20 protein-coding genes are annotated in these 17,048 nt (G+C 62.4%); 11 read left to right on the top strand and 9 right to left on the bottom strand.

What is annotated here, in order from left to right:
- Positions 1-76 precede the first annotated feature (76 nt).
- The 3 genes from AC1D1B_RS14000 to AC1D1B_RS13990 all read right to left on the bottom strand — a co-directional run bounded on the left by AC1D1B_RS14000 (position 77) and on the right by AC1D1B_RS13990 (position 1,562).
- Complete coding sequence (locus AC1D1B_RS14000) at positions 77-436, bottom strand: tRNA-binding protein (protein ID WP_477333015.1); 360 nt, start codon at positions 434-436, stop codon at positions 77-79.
- 6 nt (positions 437-442) lie between these two features.
- Entirely contained in the window at positions 443-943 is a 501-nt protein-coding gene (locus AC1D1B_RS13995) for a type III secretion system chaperone family protein (protein ID WP_006202532.1), read from the bottom strand.
- 316 nt (positions 944-1,259) lie between these two features.
- On the bottom strand, positions 1,260-1,562 hold the full coding sequence (locus tag AC1D1B_RS13990) for an accessory factor UbiK family protein (RefSeq protein WP_477260586.1): 303 nt from the start codon (positions 1,560-1,562) through the stop codon (positions 1,260-1,262).
- 177 nt (positions 1,563-1,739) lie between these two features.
- Here AC1D1B_RS13990 and AC1D1B_RS13985 point away from each other — a divergent pair, with 177 nt between their 5' ends.
- From AC1D1B_RS13985 to AC1D1B_RS13975, 3 genes are all read left to right on the top strand, one after another.
- Positions 1,740-1,979, top strand: a complete 240-nt coding sequence (locus AC1D1B_RS13985) for a BrnA antitoxin family protein (protein WP_477333013.1) — start codon at positions 1,740-1,742, stop codon at positions 1,977-1,979.
- A 102-nt stretch (positions 1,980-2,081) separates the two neighbouring features.
- Positions 2,082-2,966: a prolipoprotein diacylglyceryl transferase gene (gene lgt, locus AC1D1B_RS13980; RefSeq protein WP_477333011.1), complete on the top strand. Its 885-nt coding sequence runs from the start codon at positions 2,082-2,084 to the stop codon at positions 2,964-2,966.
- Entirely contained in the window at positions 2,963-4,027 is a 1,065-nt protein-coding gene (locus tag AC1D1B_RS13975) for a class I SAM-dependent methyltransferase (protein ID WP_477333009.1), read from the top strand. Before lgt ends, AC1D1B_RS13975 begins: the two co-directional genes overlap by 4 nt.
- 97 nt (positions 4,028-4,124) lie before the next feature.
- On the opposite strand, the gene AC1D1B_RS13970 is transcribed toward AC1D1B_RS13975, so the two are convergent.
- Positions 4,125-5,024 carry a hypothetical protein gene (locus AC1D1B_RS13970; RefSeq protein ID WP_477333007.1) on the bottom strand — a complete coding sequence of 300 codons (900 nt, stop codon included), beginning with the start codon at positions 5,022-5,024 and terminating at the stop codon, positions 4,125-4,127.
- 150 nt (positions 5,025-5,174) lie between these two features.
- Between AC1D1B_RS13970 and pgeF the strand changes: the two genes are divergently transcribed.
- The 5 genes from pgeF to AC1D1B_RS13945 all read left to right on the top strand — a co-directional run bounded on the left by pgeF (position 5,175) and on the right by AC1D1B_RS13945 (position 10,021).
- Positions 5,175-5,969, top strand: a complete 795-nt coding sequence (gene pgeF, locus AC1D1B_RS13965; RefSeq protein WP_477333005.1) for a peptidoglycan editing factor PgeF — start codon at positions 5,175-5,177, stop codon at positions 5,967-5,969.
- A complete protein-coding gene (locus AC1D1B_RS13960; RefSeq protein WP_181058812.1) occupies positions 5,969-7,120 on the top strand; it encodes a M24 family metallopeptidase in 1,152 nt (383 codons plus the stop codon). The genes pgeF and AC1D1B_RS13960 overlap by 1 nt, the downstream gene beginning before the upstream one ends.
- Before the next feature lie 55 nt (positions 7,121-7,175).
- A complete protein-coding gene (locus tag AC1D1B_RS13955; protein ID WP_477333003.1) occupies positions 7,176-7,775 on the top strand; it encodes a hypothetical protein in 600 nt (199 codons plus the stop codon).
- A gap of 141 nt (positions 7,776-7,916) precedes the next feature.
- Complete coding sequence (locus AC1D1B_RS13950) at positions 7,917-8,852, top strand: ribose-phosphate pyrophosphokinase (RefSeq protein ID WP_477260605.1); 936 nt, start codon at positions 7,917-7,919, stop codon at positions 8,850-8,852.
- Between the two features lie 197 nt (positions 8,853-9,049).
- Positions 9,050-10,021, top strand: a complete 972-nt coding sequence (locus AC1D1B_RS13945; RefSeq protein WP_477333001.1) for a Bug family tripartite tricarboxylate transporter substrate binding protein — start codon at positions 9,050-9,052, stop codon at positions 10,019-10,021.
- Positions 10,022-10,046: 25 nt separating this feature from the next.
- On the opposite strand, the gene AC1D1B_RS13940 is transcribed toward AC1D1B_RS13945, so the two are convergent.
- On the bottom strand, positions 10,047-10,919 hold the full coding sequence (locus AC1D1B_RS13940) for an AraC family transcriptional regulator (protein WP_477332999.1): 873 nt from the start codon (positions 10,917-10,919) through the stop codon (positions 10,047-10,049).
- A 180-nt stretch (positions 10,920-11,099) separates the two neighbouring features.
- On the opposite strand from AC1D1B_RS13940, the gene AC1D1B_RS13935 reads away from it, so the two are divergent.
- Entirely contained in the window at positions 11,100-12,344 is a 1,245-nt protein-coding gene (locus AC1D1B_RS13935; protein WP_477332997.1) for an MFS transporter, read from the top strand.
- Positions 12,345-12,617: 273 nt separating this feature from the next.
- Positions 12,618-13,532, top strand: a complete 915-nt coding sequence (locus AC1D1B_RS13930) for an alpha/beta fold hydrolase (protein ID WP_477332995.1) — start codon at positions 12,618-12,620, stop codon at positions 13,530-13,532.
- A gap of 80 nt (positions 13,533-13,612) precedes the next feature.
- Here AC1D1B_RS13930 and AC1D1B_RS13925 read toward each other — a convergent pair whose 3' ends face one another.
- Positions 13,613-14,455 carry an alpha/beta fold hydrolase gene (locus AC1D1B_RS13925; protein WP_477332993.1) on the bottom strand — a complete coding sequence of 281 codons (843 nt, stop codon included), beginning with the start codon at positions 14,453-14,455 and terminating at the stop codon, positions 13,613-13,615.
- 152 nt (positions 14,456-14,607) lie between these two features.
- Between AC1D1B_RS13925 and AC1D1B_RS13920 the strand changes: the two genes are divergently transcribed.
- On the top strand, positions 14,608-15,036 hold the full coding sequence (locus tag AC1D1B_RS13920) for a MarR family winged helix-turn-helix transcriptional regulator (RefSeq protein ID WP_477332991.1): 429 nt from the start codon (positions 14,608-14,610) through the stop codon (positions 15,034-15,036).
- 16 nt (positions 15,037-15,052) lie between these two features.
- Here AC1D1B_RS13920 and AC1D1B_RS13915 read toward each other — a convergent pair whose 3' ends face one another.
- The 3 genes from AC1D1B_RS13915 to AC1D1B_RS13905 are packed head-to-tail and all read right to left on the bottom strand — an operon-like array spanning position 15,053 to position 16,970.
- The gene (locus AC1D1B_RS13915) at positions 15,053-15,865 is read right to left on the bottom strand and encodes a 3-methyl-2-oxobutanoate hydroxymethyltransferase (RefSeq protein WP_477332989.1); all 813 of its coding nucleotides are present in this window, start codon (positions 15,863-15,865) and stop codon (positions 15,053-15,055) included.
- Positions 15,866-15,874: 9 nt separating this feature from the next.
- The gene (locus AC1D1B_RS13910) at positions 15,875-16,657 is read right to left on the bottom strand and encodes a TIM barrel protein (protein WP_477332987.1); all 783 of its coding nucleotides are present in this window, start codon (positions 16,655-16,657) and stop codon (positions 15,875-15,877) included.
- A 1-nt stretch (position 16,658) separates the two neighbouring features.
- Positions 16,659-16,970 (bottom strand): MocE family 2Fe-2S type ferredoxin, encoded by a 312-nt coding sequence (locus AC1D1B_RS13905; RefSeq protein ID WP_477332985.1) that lies wholly within the window; start codon positions 16,968-16,970, stop codon positions 16,659-16,661.
- Positions 16,971-17,048: the final 78 nt, after the last annotated feature.

The following is a 17,048-nucleotide window of genomic DNA, read 5'->3' as shown; positions in this document are numbered from 1 at the left end:
CGGTTTTGGGACAACGACATGCATAAAAACAAAAGCCTAAAGCGCGTCGCATGAATCCGTTTCGACGCGACGCGCTTTAGAACAATCGCCCGCCATCCGGCACTTTGCGCTCAATGGCGCCGAGGACCACGGCGCCTTCCTCATCAGGGAAGCCGAGCGTCAGCACTTCCGACATGAACGGACCGATCTGGCGCGGCGGGAAATTCACCACCGCAAACACCTGCCGGCCGATCAGCGTCTCCGGCGCATAATATTTGGTGATCTGCGCCGAAGATTTCTTCACGCCAATATCGGAGCCGAAATCGATTTTCAGCTTGAATGCGGGCTTGCGCGCCTCAGGAAATGGCTCGGCCTCGACGATGGTGCCGGCACGGATGTCGACACGATCAAAATCGGCAAAGCTGATCTCGGGCTTGCGCGCACTGCTCGAACTCATGGAAGCTCAGGCGTTGCCATAGGTCTCGAACAGGACTCCGGCCAGCGCATCCTTGGCCGAGGTCCCCGACCAGACGACGAATTGGAAGGCCTGGAAATAGCATTCGCAGGCTTCCAGCGCCGACGACAAAAGCACCTCGACCTGCTGGCTCGACGGCTCGACCCCGCCGGCTAGCAGCAGCGACTGGCGAAACATGATCGCGCCTTCCTGTTCCCAGAGATCAAAATGGCCGAACAGCATCTGCTCGTTGATCAGCGACAACAACCGCATCACTTCCAGCGCGCGCGCTTCCGGCACCTTAATGTCGAAAGCGCAGGCCAGATGCAGCGCCTCGAAATCCTCCATCCACGAGAAGGAGACGTGATAATCGGTCCAGCTGCCGGCAACCGAGATCGAGATTTCATCATCGCCGGCCCGTTCGAAGGACCAGTCATTGTTATGGGCCACCTGCTCGATGACATCCACCGGATGGATTTCGCGGGAGAATTCGAGTTCGAGAAGTTCCATGGAATGCTTCCTGTGTTCAGGGGAGCGCCACACGCTCCGCGGGGCACACACGACGAACAATCTTGTCTAGAACTCGGACGGCCAGGACTTCACGACACAAAGACCCCGGACCGGACCCCACCGCCCGGCCGCATGACCCTGCTCCGAATCATGCAACAAATTCAGTCTATTGATCGGGAGTCGCGTGAACAGCCTAATTTTTCGCACTGCGTCATCAGCATGTGGAAAGGCGCTGTCACAAAGATTCATGCATTGCCGGTAAACGATTCACGGCAAAGCACTTTTTCGGATTGTGCTTTGTGGAAAAGTTTAAAGATTATTTTTTTGCTTTGGGCTTTGCCGCAGCCGCAGGTGCGGCCTGTCCGGTCAATTCGGCTAGCCTGGCTTCGAGCGCGTCGATGCGGGCGGCCAGCTTGGTGTTTTCTTCCCGGGCCTTGGCGGCCATGTCGCGCGCTGCCTCGAACTCCTCGCGCTGCACCACGTCCATGGTGTTGAGGATGCGCTCGGCCTGCCCCTTGAAGGCAGTCTCGACCTCGCGGCGCACGCCTTGCGCGGCGCCGGCGGCGTCGGTCATCAGCTTGGCGAATTCATCGAGAATGCGGTTCGGTCCGGTCGACATGGCAAATCCTCGCTTGCTCGAATTGACGTAGTGGCGCTGCGCGCCGAATGCAAGAACGTTGCGATGGCTGCGGCATCGCACCTCGCCAGCCCAGCCCTGTACGTGATGGCGCGACGTCGCCTATTGTAGTGCTTTCAAGTCGACCTGCGTCAAGCCGCTCTCACTAAGGATCAACCAATGGCAACGCCTCCGCGCCGACCGACAAATCCGATGGCAGCCGCTGAAGCGGCCTTCAAGCCGATCAAAAAGCCGGCGCCACCAATTCGCGAACCTTCAGCCGCACCGAACGTCAGGGAGCTTGTTTCGATCCGGATCGACCGGGCCGTGCTCGAGCATTTTCAGGAGGATGGTCCCGGCTGGCAGGACAGGATCAACGACGCGCTCAGGCAATTGGTCGCCGGCAAGCCGCAGGATTGAGCCTGCTATCTGCGGGTCATGGCAACCACCACCTTGCCTTGACCCCGCCAAAACCCTGCCGCATGGTCCGCGCCCGAACGCGAGCCCTTCCGGGAGGCCCTGTTGAACGACTATTTCCTGCTGCCGATGGCGTCGCTGTCCTTCCCCAACATCGACCCGATCCTGGTCCAGATCGGGCCGCTGGCGGTGCATTGGTACGGTATCGGCTACATCGTCGGCATCCTCTTCGCCTGGTGGTACGCCAAGCGGCTCGTTAACAACACCAGGCTGTGGCCCGACGGCGTCTTGCCGATGAAGCCCATCGATCTCGACGATTTCATCGTCTGGGCCGCCGTCGGCGTCGTGCTCGGCGGGCGCACCGGCTATGTGCTGTTTTACGATCTCAAGCGCTACATCGACCATCCGCTCGACATTATCGCCATCTGGCAGGGCGGCATGTCGTTCCATGGCGGCCTGCTTGGCGTCATCCTCGCAATGACGCTGTTTTCCATCAAGCGCGGCATTCGCACCTGGACGCTGTTCGACGTTGTTGCGGCCGGCGTGCCGGTCGGCCTCGGCCTTGTCCGCGTCGCCAACTTCGTCAATGCCGAACTCTGGGGCCGCGTTACCGATGTGTCATGGGGTGTCGTCTTCTGCAATGAGCGCCTCCAGCAGACTGTGGCGGGTTGTGTCGCGGGCCTCGAACCGCGTCATCCGAGCCAGCTCTACGAGGCCTTGCTCGAGGGCATGGTGCTGTTCCTGGTCCTGCGCTTCCTCACCCATTCGCGGCTGAAGCTGAAGACGCCGCGCTTCGTCGGCGGCGCGTTCATCTGCGGCTACGGTCTGTCGCGCATCTTCGTCGAGTTCTTCCGCGAGCCCGACCAGCAACTCGGCTACCTCCTCGGCGGCTGGCTCACAATGGGAATGGTGCTGTCGCTGCCGATGGTGCTGGCCGGCATCTGGGCCATGGCCACCGCGAAGCCGATGCCGCAGCCACAGCCGGCATGACACGGCTGAAGACCCGCATCGTCGACCTCATCGGTGCGCTCGGCCCCCTCCCCGTCAACGAATACATGGCGCTCTGCCTGTTCGACCCCAGCGATGGTTATTACACCACGCGCGAGCCGTTCGGCGCCGCCGGCGACTTCGTCACCGCCCCGGAGATCAGCCAGATGTTCGGTGAACTCGTCGCCGTCTGGACCTATCAGGCCTGGCAGGTGATCGGCCGGCCGCTGCCGGTCACCGTCGCCGAGATCGGCCCGGGCCGCGGCACGCTGATGAAGGACATGATGCGCACCCTGGCACGGCTCGATCCGAAGTTGATCGAAGGCGCATCGTTCGCCCTGATCGAGACCAGCCCGCGACTGACCGAAATCCAGAAGCAGACGCTTGCCGGAGGTTCGGCTGAGGTCGGCTGGCACGAAACCATCGCCACGCTGCCGCAGGCGCCGCTGCTGATCGTCGGCAACGAATTGTTCGACGCCGTGCCGATCCGCCAGTTCATCCGCGCCGGCGCCGGATGGCGTGAGCGAATGATCGGCCTCGACGACGCAGATGAATTGAGCTTCTTCGCCGGCGCCGGTTCGGTCGAGGCAACGCTGCTGCCGGCCAATGCCGCCGAGGCGCCGCAAGGCGCTGTTGTCGAGGTGGCGCCGGCGCGCGCTGCGCTAATGGCAGCCATTGCCGAACGAATAGCTAGCCATGGCGGCGCCGGGCTGTTCCCTGATTACGGCCATCTCCAGCCTGGTTTCGGCGACACATTGCAGGCCGTGCGGAAGCACGCTCCCGAAGATGTGCTGGCCAATCCAGGCGAAGCCGATCTCACCGCGCATGTCGACTTCGCAGCGCTGGCCGCTGTCGTGCGAGCGCACGGCCTCGAAGCGGAATTGACGACGCAGGGCGACTTCCTGCTTTCAATGGGTTTGCTCGAACGAGCCGGGCTGCTGGGCAGCCAGGCAAGCGAAGAGGCACGACAAGCCATTGCCGACGCCGTAGAGCGCCTGGCCGGACCCGACGCCATGGGCACGCTGTTCAAGGTCCTGAAAATCCTGCCGCGCCAGCCGGGCTAGAGCAATTCCAGGAAAAGTGTGAGCGGTTTTCCGTCCGGAATTGCGTGAAAACAAAGAGATAGAGCGGTTCGCCGTTTCCGCGAAACGGAGAAACGGTCTAGAGGTCGTTTACAAGCCGCTCCGCCACACCACCAAGATAGGTCTCCCAGACATGGTCGCACATCAACCGGCGATAGTGCCCCGTGCTGATCAGACCGCGATAAGAAGCGCCGCCGACATGAAAGAAGCTTTTGTCCAGCATACGATGGTCGGCCTCGATGCCGCCGAGCTTCCGGCTGACCGTGGTCTTTGCGGCATCGACGATGTTGTCGTCATCCAGCCTGTCGCGCAGCATTGGCCAATTGCCGCCGCCAGTATCGAGCCCGGTGTCGAAGCGCGGCGTGAAATCGAGATCGAGATCCTCGACGACCGAAAAGCGAAAGAAGCAGAGGCCCGCCCAGAAATACCATCCGTCATGACCTCTTTTGGCGAGATATTTGGTGCCGTAGGCGTCCTTGCCCTCCATGCGTGTGGCTATATCGACGGCCACCACGGGAAAGCAGTCATGGTCGAGAAAGCCGAACAGATCGGGCCGCAGCGGGCGCACGATGTTGTGGAAGACCCAGTTCATCGAGATGCCATGCGAGCGGTTCGGATTCCATTCGGGATTTCGCGGCAGGCCGAAATAGGCAATGCCGCGCTGCTGGCAGATGGCCTCGATCGCCTGCCGCGCCGCGGGCTTGGACGAATTGTCGATGACCACCAGTGTCATCCCGCTCGAATAGATCTGCCACGCCTTGGTCAGCGCATCGATGACCCAGGGCGTGTTGTAGGCGATGGAGAAGCAAAAATGCCGGGTGCCGGTCCGCCGCAGGCCTTCGGCAAATTCCGCCCCCGACGCCGCCTGCCGTGACCGGAAATAGCCTTTCACCAGCGTGTTGCGAAAATCCTTCGCCTTGCGCACCTGCGGGTTCTGATGGATCTGTCGGATCAGGCTTTTGACTGGATTCCAGCCCATGAACTTTGCCCGCCCCGGAAATTGTCTGGCCATTGCCTATAGTCGAATGCCTGCTTTTCGCCAACTCGGAGCCAATGCGGCATGGCTGCCGCAAATGCTTGGCCGAACTTCGCCTTGACGAAAGCGCTGGCGCGGACAACAAACCCATCCATGCTGAATCAGACCAAACCGGATCCTGTTCGCTCGCCGCTGCTGGAAGCAGCGAGGCCGCGAGGCATCCGCCATGGCTATTTCACCCGTATCGGCGGTGTCTCCAGCGGCATCTACCAGGGGCTCAACATCGGCACCGGCTCGGATGATGACCAGATGCTGGTCGCCGAGAACCGGCGCCGCGTCGCCGCCTGGATGGGTGTGCCGGCCAGCCATCTGTTGACTGCACATCAGGTTCACTCGCCCGACGTCGTCATCGTGAACGAGCCCTTCCCCGGTCCACGGCCCAAGGCCGACGCCGTCGTCACCGACCGGCCGGGCATCGCCATCGGCGCCTCGACCGCCGATTGCGGCCCTGTGCTGTTTGCCGATGCAGAGGCGCGCGTCATCGGCGCGGCGCATGCCGGCTGGAAGGGCGCTTTCACCGGCGTGCTTGAAAACACGATTGCCGCGATGGAAAGCCTCGGCGCCCGCCGCGATCGCATCGTTGCGGTTCTCGGCCCGTCCATCGGCCCTGAAAACTACGAAGTCGGGCCGGAATTCGTCGCCCGCTTTGTCGAGGCCGATGCCGAAAACATCGGCTATTTCATGCCTTCGGCCAATCCGGGGCATGCGATGTTCGACCTCAACCTCTATACGATCGACCGGCTCAAGAAGGCCGGCGTGACCGCCGAGGGGCTTGGCCGCTGTACCTATGCCGAGGAGGATCTCTTCTTTTCCTACCGGCGCACGACGCATCGCAAGGAACCGGACTACGGTCGGCAGGTTTCGGCAATTGTTTTGGAGAATGAATAATGGCGCTGCATTTCGAACGGTCGGAGTTTGACGCCCGGCGTGACCGCCTGATGATCGAGATGACCGAGAAGAAGCTCGATGCGGTGCTCCTTTTCGCCCAGGAAAGCATGTACTGGCTGACCGGTTACGACACGTTCGGCTTCTGCTTCTTCCAGTGCCTGGTGGTGAAGGCCGACGGCTCGATGGTGCTGCTCACCCGCTCGGCCGATTTGCGCCAGGCGCGCCACACCTCGATCATCGACAAGATCGTCCTGTGGACCGACCGCGACGGCGCCAACCCGGCGATCGACCTGCGCAACCTGCTCAACGACCTCAATTTGCTCGGCGCCCGCATTGGCGTCGAATACGACACCCATGGCCTGACCGCCTTCAACGGCCGCCGCGTCGACGAGCAGTTGCAGACCTTCGGCCAGATCGCCGATGCCTCCGGCATTGTCGGCCGTCTGCGCCTGTTCAAGAGCCCGGCCGAAATCGCCAAGGCCGAAAAAGCCGCCAACCTGTCCGACGACGCGCTCGACGCGGCGCTGCCGCTGATCAAGCAGGGCGGCGACGAGGCGCTGATCCTTGCCGCCATGCAGGGCGCAGTGTTTGCCGGCGGCGGCGACTATCCGGCCAATGAATTCATCATCGGCTCGGGCATCGATGCGCTGCTCTGCCGCTACAAGGCCGGGCGCCGCAAGTTGACCAAGAACGATCAGCTGACGCTCGAATGGGCGGGTGTTTTCCACCATTATCATGCGCCGATGATGCGAACCGTGCTGACCGGCAAGGTGTCGAAGCGCCATCAGGAGCTGTTCGACGCTGCCCGCGCCGCTCTGCTGGCGGTCGAGAAGGCGATGACGCCCGGCAACACCTTCGGCGACGTCTTCGACGCCCACGCCCGCACGCTGGAAGCGCACAATCTGACCAAGCATCGGCTGAACGCCTGCGGCTATTCGGTCGGCGCCCGCTTCGCCCCGTCCTGGATGGACTTACCGATGTTCTACCAGGGCAATCCCGAGCCGATCGCGCCCAACATGACGCTGTTCGCGCACATGATCATCATGGACTCCGAAACCGAGACCGCGATGACGCTTGGCCGCACCTACCTGACCACCGAATCCCAGCCGAAGCCGCTTTCACGCCATGATCTCGACTTGATCGTACAGTGAATCCATAATGGTTGGTCCACGCGGGGGCGTTCACGGCTAAGGAGTTTTCGGGCAGATGAGACGATCGCATGTGACGACCGTGTCATTGCTCGCAGCGCTCGTGCTGGCCGCTTGCACCAACGCCAAGGACGTCCTCGAACCGTCCGCCATCACGCCGCCGGTAGCCTCGGCCCAACCGGCCCAGCCTCCGTTGGCAGCCCCGGGCACCGCGCCCGTCGCCACACCAGCGCCGGCTGTCAGCGCCACGACACCCGCCAACCCTGCACAGAGCGCAGCCGCTTTGTCGAAGACGCGGCTACAGATCGCGCCGATCGTCGGTGCCTCGGTGGAAGCGGCAACGCCGCTAACGGCCGAACTGCAGACGCGCGCCAGGCAGCGCGGCATCACGCTTGCCGGCAGCGCCGACCAGGCCGCCACGCATGTGCTGAAGGGCTACTTCTCGACCATGACGGAAGGCAAGGACACCACCGTCATCTATGTCTGGGATGTCTATGACCCCGCCGGCAACCGGCTGCACCGCATCAACGGCCAGCAGAAGGCGCCGTCTGCCAACGCCGCCGAAGGCTGGCCAGCTGTCGCGCCCGCCACCATGCAGGCGATAGCAGACCAGACGATCGACCAGTTCGCGGCCTGGCTCGGCGGCAGCGCCGGCTGATCCGCCTGTTGCCGGCTTTCGTCACTGTTGACGTTTTTGAGATTAGCCGGCGGATTCCGACCAACGAGGCTTGCAATACCGGCACGGCTCGCTAAAAGCCCGGTTAAGAGGACCTCCCCCATCCTTCGCCAGGAACGGTGCATGAAGCTTTTCGCGGGCAATTCCAACCGGGTGCTGGCCGAAGCGGTCGCCCGCTATCTCAACGTCCCGCTGGGCAAAGCCAGCGTCAGACGTTTCGCCGATCAGGAAATCTTCGTCGAAATCCAGGAAAACGTGCGCGGCGAGGATGTCTTCATCCTGCAGTCCACCTCGTTTCCGACCAACGATCATTTGATGGAACTGCTCATCATGATCGATGCCTTCATGCGCTCCTCGGCCAAGCGCATCACCGCGGTCATTCCCTATTTCGGCTATGCCAGGCAGGATCGCCGGGCGTCGGGCCGCACCCCGATCTCGGCCAAGCTGGTCGCCAACATGATCACCCGCGCCGGCGTCGACCGCGTTTTGACGCTTGATCTCCATGCCGGCCAGATCCAGGGCTTTTTCGACATTCCGACCGACAATCTGTTCTCGGTGCCGGTGATGGCCCGCGACGTGAAGGCGAAATACAAGCAGCTCGGCAATGTCGTCGTCGTCTCGCCCGACATCGGTGGCGTGGTCCGCGCCCGTGCGCTGGCCAAGCGCTTTGACGCACAGCTGGCCATCGTCGACAAGCGCCGCGAACGGCCCGGTGAATCCGAGGTGATGAACATTATCGGCGCGGTCGCCGGCAAGGATTGCCTGCTGATCGACGACATCGTCGATTCCGGTGGCACGCTGTGCAACGCCGCCGATGCGCTGCTGGCCAACGGCGCCACCAGCGTCACCGCCTACATCACCCATGGCGTGCTGTCGGGCGGCGCGGTTGCCCGCATCGCCGGCTCGAAGCTGCAGGAACTGGTGATCACCGATTCCATCCAGCCGACGCAGGGCGTGCTCGATGCACCGAACATCCGCGTCATCTCGATCGCCGACCTGATGGGCGAGGCGATCTCGCGCACGGCGACCGAGGAATCGGTGTCGAGCCTGTTCGACTAGAGCAATTCCAAGAAAAGTGTGAAGCGGTTTTTCCGGGAGAAGCGCGTAGCGCTTTCCCTGGGGAATTGCGTCAAACAAACAGATAAAGCGGACGCCTACATTAGCGGCCCGTAATCTGCATTGTTGTTGCAGGCAGACATTTCTCCCGACGCGCTTGGCATGGCATACTGCCCCTCCAAACAATGGAGGAGTAGCAGATGCAGCGTAGGACTTTGCTCGGGCTTGCGGTTTCCATCGCGGCCGGCTTTTCAGCGCCGGCGGCCTTGGCCGCCGATTTTCCGGACCGGACCATCACAATGGTTGTCCCCTTTTCCGCCGGCGGCTCCACCGATTTGGTCGCGCGCCTCGTCGCCAACAAGATGTCCGAGAAGCTTGGCCAGCAGATTGTCGTCGAAAATGTCGGCGGCGCCGGCGGCAGCATCGGCGCTGCCCAGGTCGCCCGGGCTGAACCGGATGGCTACACAATCCTCATGGGCACGGTTGCCACACACGCGCTCAACCCGCTGATCCTGAAGACAAAGCCTTACGATGCGGAGAAGGATTTTGCTCCGATATCGCTGCTTGTGCTGGTGCCGAACGTCCTGGTCGTGAACCCCGAGTTCCCCGCCAAGGACGTCAAGGAACTGATCGAGTTGCTGAAGAAGGACCCGGACAAATACGCCTATGCCTCATCCGGCAACGGCACCCCGCTGCATCTCTCGGGCGAGCTTTTCAAAACCATGGCCGGTGTGAGCATGCAGCACATCCCCTACAAGGGCGCCGGACCGGCCTTGAACGACGTTATCGGCAATCAGGTACCGATGATGTTCGACAACCTCCCGTCCTCGTCGGGGCATATCAAGAGCGGGACGCTGAGGGCGCTCGGCGTTACCACCAAGGAGCGCGTGCCCTCCTTCCCCGACGTGCCGGCTATTGCCGAAACCATTCCCGGCTATGAAACCTACAGCTGGAACGCTCTGTTCGCACCCGCAGGCACCCCGCCGGAGGTGATCGCCGTTCTTCAGAAGGCGGCAGTCGAATCCCTGAAAGATCCGGACGTGATTGCCCGCATGGCCCAGTTCAGCGCCTCGATCGTGGCCTCCACCCCGGAGGAGCTTGGAGCGCATGTGAAGGCTGAACTTGCCAAATGGGAGCCGATCGTCAAGGCCAGCGGCGTTCAGATGGACTAGGCAGCACCGGCGCGCCCGGTGCCTCTTAGGGCGCCGGGGCCTCAAGTCGAGGCTGAGCCCGTCGCATGCCTTCGTCGCGCGCGCCGCGCATATAGCCTCGCGGCGAAGCGCCCAGCATGCGCTTGAACATGGTGATGAAGGCCGGCACGCTGTCATAACCGAGGTCGAGCGCCACCCGGGTGATCGGCTCGCCGTCGGCGAGCCTGGGAAGTGCTGCGAACAGGCAGGCCTGCTGACGCCACGTCGACAAGGACAGCCCCGTCTGGCGGTGGAAGGCGCGGGTGAACGAGCGCCGGCTCATGCCCGCGGCGTCGGCCCATTCATCGATCGTGGCATGTGGCGACGGGGCAGCAACAAAACGCCGGCAAAGTGCTGCCAGCCTCGGATCGGACGGGAAAGGCAGACCGAGCGGCCGTTCCGGCAAGGTCGGGATCTCGTGCAACAGCAGGTTCATGATCAGCCCGCCGCGCCCTTCGAGTTCACCGCCTTGCGGCAGTTTTTCCGATTCGACGATCAGGCTGTGCATCAGTTCGGTGACACCGACGACGCGCAAGCCTTCCGGCAGGCCGGGAATCGCTCCCGGCATGACATAGACCGAGCGCATCGAGACATCGCCCAGCATTTCGACGGAATGCTCGGTGCCGGCCGGGATCCACATTGCATGGTCAGGGGGCACCATCCAGCGCCCGTACCTGGTCGTCACCAGCACGACGCCGACCAGCGCATGCAGCAGTTGGCTGCGGCTGTGGCGATGTTGCGGCACGTGGTAACCGTCGGGATATTCGGTCGGCAAAGCCACCGCCGGCCCGGAAACCTCCTCCAGCCATTGCCAGCGGCTTTCGTGCAATCGGCCGAGATCGGCATTGCCGGCGCGGAAGATGTCCCTGCCATGTGGCATCGGCTATGGCCCACTTGCGAAACTATTGGACCAAACCACGAAAGAAGTCGCCGCGCAAGCGGCTTATAAGGCAACCATCCCCCAAGGCGCTTCATACGAGCGTCCTTAAGGCGGTCCGCAGGAGCGGCCGCCAAGCCTGCCCGCGGGCAAACGCCCGCCAAAAAGACCTCGGAGCCTGCCTTGACCGATACGACAGCCACCAGCATTGCGCCGCAGCCAAGCGCGAGCCTCCCTTCAGTCCAGGCGACCGCCTTCACCGTCATCCTGGCGGTGAGCTTTTGCCACGGCGTCAACGACATCATGCAGTCGCTGCTGCCGGCGATCTATCCGCTGCTGAAAGAGAATTACGGTCTCGATTTCTGGCAGATCGGTCTTTTGACCTTCACCTTCCAGGTCACGGCGTCGCTGCTGCAGCCGGTCATCGGCATGATCACCGACAAGCGGCCAATGCCTTATTCGCTCCCCTACGGCATGGCGTCCTCGCTGATCGGCCTGATCGTGCTGGCCTATGCCGGCCACTATGCGCTGCTTCTGGTCGGGGCCTCGCTGATCGGTATCGGTTCGGCGATCTTCCATCCGGAATCCTCGCGCATTGCCCGCTTCGCCTCGGGCGGCCGCTTTGGCCTGGCGCAATCGCTGTTCCAGGTCGGCGGCAATTTCGGCCAGTCGATGGGGCCGCTGCTTGCCGCCTTCATCGTCGTGCCCTTCGGCCAGACCAGCATTTCCTGGTTCGCCGTCGGTTCGCTGATCGGCATCATCGTTCTGTCACGGGTCGGCGGCTGGTACAGCCGGATGCGCGCCGCGCAGGGCAACCGCAAGGCGGCAAGCTTCGTCTCGCCCTTCCCGCGCCGCAAGGTGATGGGAGCGTTGGCGGTGCTGACGCTGCTGGTGCTGACCAAGAACGCCTACATCGCCTCGCTCTCCAGCTACTACACCTTCTATTCCATCCATAAGTTCGGCGTGTCGGTGCAGATGAGCCAGGTCATGCTGTTCCTGTTCCTCGGCGCCTCGGCGCTGGGCATCCTGCTCGGCGGCCCGTTCGGCGACCGCTACGGCCAGAAGGCAATGATCTGGTTCTCGATCGTCGGCGTGCTGCCTTTCACGCTGGCGCTGCCCTACGCCAATTTCGAATGGACGATGGTGCTGACGGTGCTGATCGGCCTGATCCTGTCCTCGGCCTTCTCCAACATCGTGGTGTTTGCGCAGGAACTGGTGCCGGGACGTGTCGGCACGATCGCCGGCATCTTCTTCGGCTTTGCCTTCGGCATGGGCGGTATTGCAGCTGCCGTGCTCGGCGTCGTCGCCGACATGAAGGGCATCGATTTCGTCTTCCAGATCTGCTCGTATCTGCCGCTACTCGGCCTGCTGACTGTCTTCCTGCCCAACATGAAGGAAGCCAGGAAGGCGCAGGCGGCGACCAGCTAAAATCAGCTCATCTTCCGGATTTGACCCGAGGGCGCGGCATTTGCTGCGCCCTCGTTTATTCTTTCGCCATACGCCGGGTGAAAAGCCTGTTAGGAGATAGTCATCAACGAAGGCTTGGGGCCTCCGACGAACGCCCGTTCATGGTCGGCGCGGAAATGCTGATCGATGGCGGCTTGAGCATCGCCTGACAGCACAAGGCACCCGCCTGACGGCGGCTTGTCAGCCGCGCGCTGTAGACCGTAGGTTAGTTACTCAACGTCTCTGGAGAAAGATATGCGCAAGATCGTGCTGGCCGTGTTGGGTGTGCTTCTTTTTACTTTGCCGGTTACGGCACGCATCGTTCCTTTTCCACCAGGCTTCAAGACCCAGTCCGTCGAAACCAACGGCACCAAACTCTATGTTCGCGTCGGCGGCAAAGGTCCCGCCGTCGTGCTGCTGCACGGCTTTGCCGATACCGGAGACATGTGGGGCGCAGCGGCAGCGGCACTTGCGAAGGACCATACCGTCATCGTACCGGACCTGCGCGGCATGGGTCTGTCGGCCCACCCGGAAGCCGGCTACACCAAGAAGAACCAGGCCGTCGACATCGCCGGCGTGATGGACGCGCTGAAGATCGACAAGGCCGACCTAGTCACGCACGACATCGGCAACATGGTCGGCTATGCGCTTGCCGCGCAATATCCCAAGCGCATCACCAAATGGGTCATCATCGATGCGCCGCTGCCCGGCATCGGCGACTGGGAAAAGATCAAGCAAAGCCCGCTGCTTTGGCATTTCAACTTCCGCGGTCCGGATATGGAGCGGCTGGTCGCGGGGCGCGAGCGCATCTATCTCGACCGTTTCTACAACGAACTGTCGGCCGATCCCAAGAAGATCGACGGGGCGACGCGCAAGCACTACGCCAAACTCTATGCTCGCCCGCATGCGATGCATGACGCTTTCGAGCAGTTCAAGGCCTTTGACCAGGACGCGATCGACAACCAGGCGATGCTCGCCGCCGGCGGCAAACTGACCATGCCGGTGCTGGCTGTTGGCGGGGAAAAATCCGCCGGCACCACACAGGCCGATACATTGCGGCTTGTTGCGACCGATGTCACGGGCGGCATCGTGCCTGACTCCGGTCACTGGATCATGGAAGAAAACCCCGACGCCACCGTCAAACTGATCACTGGTTTTCTCGACAAATAGGCACTGTCTCGCTGACATTTCGATGAAAGCAAAAGCACCCGCCTGACGGCGGGTGCCTTCATCTATCCAGGTGGATGATTCTAGGCCTTGAAGAAGGCCAGGAGGTCGGCGTTGATGACGTCGGCATGGGTGGTCGCCATGCCATGCGGGAAGCCCTTGTAGATCTTGAGCTCGCCCTTCTTCAGCAGCTTGACCGACAGCAGCGCCGAGTCGGCGATCGGAACGATCTGATCGTCGTCGCCATGCATGACCAGCACCGGCACGTCGATCGCCTTCAGATCGTCGGTGAAGTCGGTTTCCGAGAACGCCTTGATGCAATCATAATGCGCCTTGGTGCCGCCCATCATGCCCTGGCGCCACCAATTCTCTACGACAGCCTGCGAAACTTCGGCGCCGGGTCGATTGAAGCCGTAGAACGGGCCGGCCGCGACGTCGTGGAAGAACTGGGCGCGGTTGGCGGCCTGGGCGGAGCGGAAACCGTCGAACACCTCGATCGGCAGGCCGCCTGGATTGGCTGCCGTCTTCAGCATGATCGGCGGCACGGCGCCAATGAGCACCGCTTTGGCGACACGACCGCCCGAGCCATACCGCCCGACATAGCGCGCCACCTCGCCGCCGCCTGTGGAATGGCCGACATGGATGGCGTCCTTGAGGTCGAGATGCGCCACCAGTTCCGCGACGTCGGCGGCATAAGTGTCCATCTCGTTGCCGGTGTCGGTCTGGGTCGAGCGGCCATGGCCGCGGCGATCATGGGCAATGACGCGGTAGCCCTTCGACAGGAAGAACAGCATCTGGGCGTCCCAGTCGTCGCTGCTCAGCGGCCAGCCATGATGGAAGACGATGGGCTGGCCGGTTCCCCAATCCTTGTAGAAAATCTCGGTTCCGTCCTTGGTGGTGATCGTGCTGCTGCCGGGCTTGGTCATCTCAATCTCCATTGATTATCTTTCGCGATAATAAATATCGCGATAACTACATGACTAGCGCAGATCGAAACTCTTGTCTAGAGAAAATATGTATCGCGATATCATTTTTCGTGGTACATATCTGAAGTGCTCAGTCGGCAAAGGAATGCGTCGTGCCCCTCCCGTTGGACAATCAGCTCTGTTTCACGCTCTACGCCACCAGCATGGCGATCAACCGTACCTACAAGCCGATGCTGGACGAGATGGGGATCACCTATCCGCAATATCTCGTGCTGAACGCGCTTGCCGAGGCCGACGGCATGTCGGTCGGCAGCATTGCGCACAGGCTCGCTCTGGAATCGAGTACCATCACGCCGCTGGTGAAGCGCATGGAACAGGCAGGCCTGGTCACCCGCCAGCGCAGCCAGACCGATGAGCGCCAGGTGCAGGTCGACCTGACGTCAGCCGGCCGCGCCCTGCTCGTCCAGTGCAACTGCCTCAACGAAACCCTGATCGAGCGCTCGGGCATGACGCTGCCTCAGCTCGATGCCCTGAACCGGCAGATCCAGACGCTGCGCGACGCGCTGAGCGGCGACCGGTAGGCAGGCAGCGAAATCGCTACAGCCCCAGAGCGGCCTTGAAAGTGGACAGTTCCGTGTCGGTGATAGGGACCACGTGCTGCGGTTCGGGATAGGCGCCCGTCTGCACGTCGGAGATGAACTCGCGATAGGCGGCGACACGCTCGCGCTGCAGCCGTTCATACTCGGCGGCGAAGTTGCGGTAGGTCTTGGCGTGGCGCGGTCTGTGGCCAGCCGTGTGGCCGAGCACGTCCTCGCTGAAAAGATACTGCGCGTCGGCATGTGGCCCGGCGCCCATGCCAAGCATGATCATCGGCGTATTCCTGGTGATCAGTTCGCCAATCCGGTCGGGCACCACTTCCAGCTCCGCGCCGAAGCAGCCAATGGCCTCCAGGCGCTTGACATGATCCCACACCGCACGCGCGCTCTCGGCTGTCCTGCCGACGGCCTTGAAGCCACCGGTCCAGGTGCATTGCGACGGGATCAGACCGACATGGGCGACGACCGGCACGGCGTTGTCGCAAAGCGTCTTCTGGATATCGAGCGAGGCGGCGCAGTAGAAGCAATCGCCGCCGATGCGCATGTAGTGATAGGTGGTTTTGAGATAATCCTCTGCGGTGATCAGATTGCCGGCCGGGCCGTAGGGCAGCCCGACCTGCACGAAGCAGCGGCCGGCCGCCTCGCGCATCTCGGGTGAGAAGAAGCGGCCCTCGATCGACAGCATGTCGACGCCGGCCGCATCCGCTGCCGCAGCCTCTTCGAGCGTGGTGACGTAAAGCATGGAGATCTTTTGTCCGCGGCTCTTCATGGCGCGGATGTCGGCGACGGTGGGGCGGCTGCTCTTGGTGACCATTGTTGTTCCTCAGACTGTGAAAGCTTCGCGGAAGGACTGCAAGGCACTCTCGGGATCACCGGAGGCAAACGCCTCCATGCCCACGGGTCCGCGATAGCCCATGTCCTTCAGCGCACGGGCGATGCCGCGGTAGTTGATCTCGCCGGTGCCGGGTTCCATCCGTCCCGGCACGTCCGCCACCTGGACCTCGCCGATCCATGGCAGGCAGGCGCGGCACAGTTCGATCAGATTCCCTTCGCCGATCTGTGCATGGTAGAGGTCGAGATTGAGGCGCAGTCCCGGCCGGTTCACGCTCGACACCAGCGCCAACGTGTCTTCCGCGCGCCCAAACGGCACACCGGGATGGTCGACCGGAAGGTTCAAATTCTCCAGCGTGAAGGTCACGCCCTCAGCCTCTGCGAGGTCCGCGATGCGGTTGAGCGTGTCGCGCGCCTTTAGCCACATCGCGCCGGTGATGGTCTCGCAAGGCGTGACCGGCAGGCCGCCTTCGCCGAGACCGGTGCCGTGCAAATTGAGCCGTGCGACGCCGAGGCGCTTGCCGACCGCCGCCGTCTCCTTTGCCGTCTTCAACAGTTCGGCGGCGCCCTCGTCATCGGCCAGCCGCCCGCGCAGATAGCCGTTCATGATCGAGAAGGTGGCGCCGGATTTCTCCAGCATTGCGAGGTCGTGCTCGGGCCAGTTCCACAGGCCGACCTGGAAGCCCATTTCGGTGAGGCGTTTGACGCGAAATTCCATCGGCTGGTCGCGCCAGAGCATTTCGGCGCAAGCCGCGAGCGAGAAAGTGTCGGACATGTCAGACCTCGATATGCACGCGGCCGTCCTCGACCTTCGTGGCGTAGGTTTTAAGGTTCACGCAGACCGGCGCGCGCACGGCTTCGCCGGTCCGGTAATCGAACACACCGTTGTGCTTCGGGCATTCGATCCTGTATTCCATAACCAGCCCGTCGCAGAGATGCACCTTCTCATGCGTGCACAGCCCGTCGGTACAGAAGAAGGTATCTTCCGGACTACGGAAGATGGCGAAGGTCCGACCTTCGTGATCGAAGCGGATGACATCCTCTTCCTCGATATCGTCCGTCGCACACGCATCAATCCACTTTGCCATTGCTGGTTCCTGCACGCTGTCACTGGTTGGTTGAAAAGGCGGCCGGCGGGATTCCGCCGGCCGCACAGGAAGATGCCC

This window comes from Mesorhizobium sp. P2_C5_2 (assembly GCF_056404535.1).
Note: the sequence above shows the minus strand (reverse complement) of the source record. Positions and strands in the feature narration are given on the sequence as shown.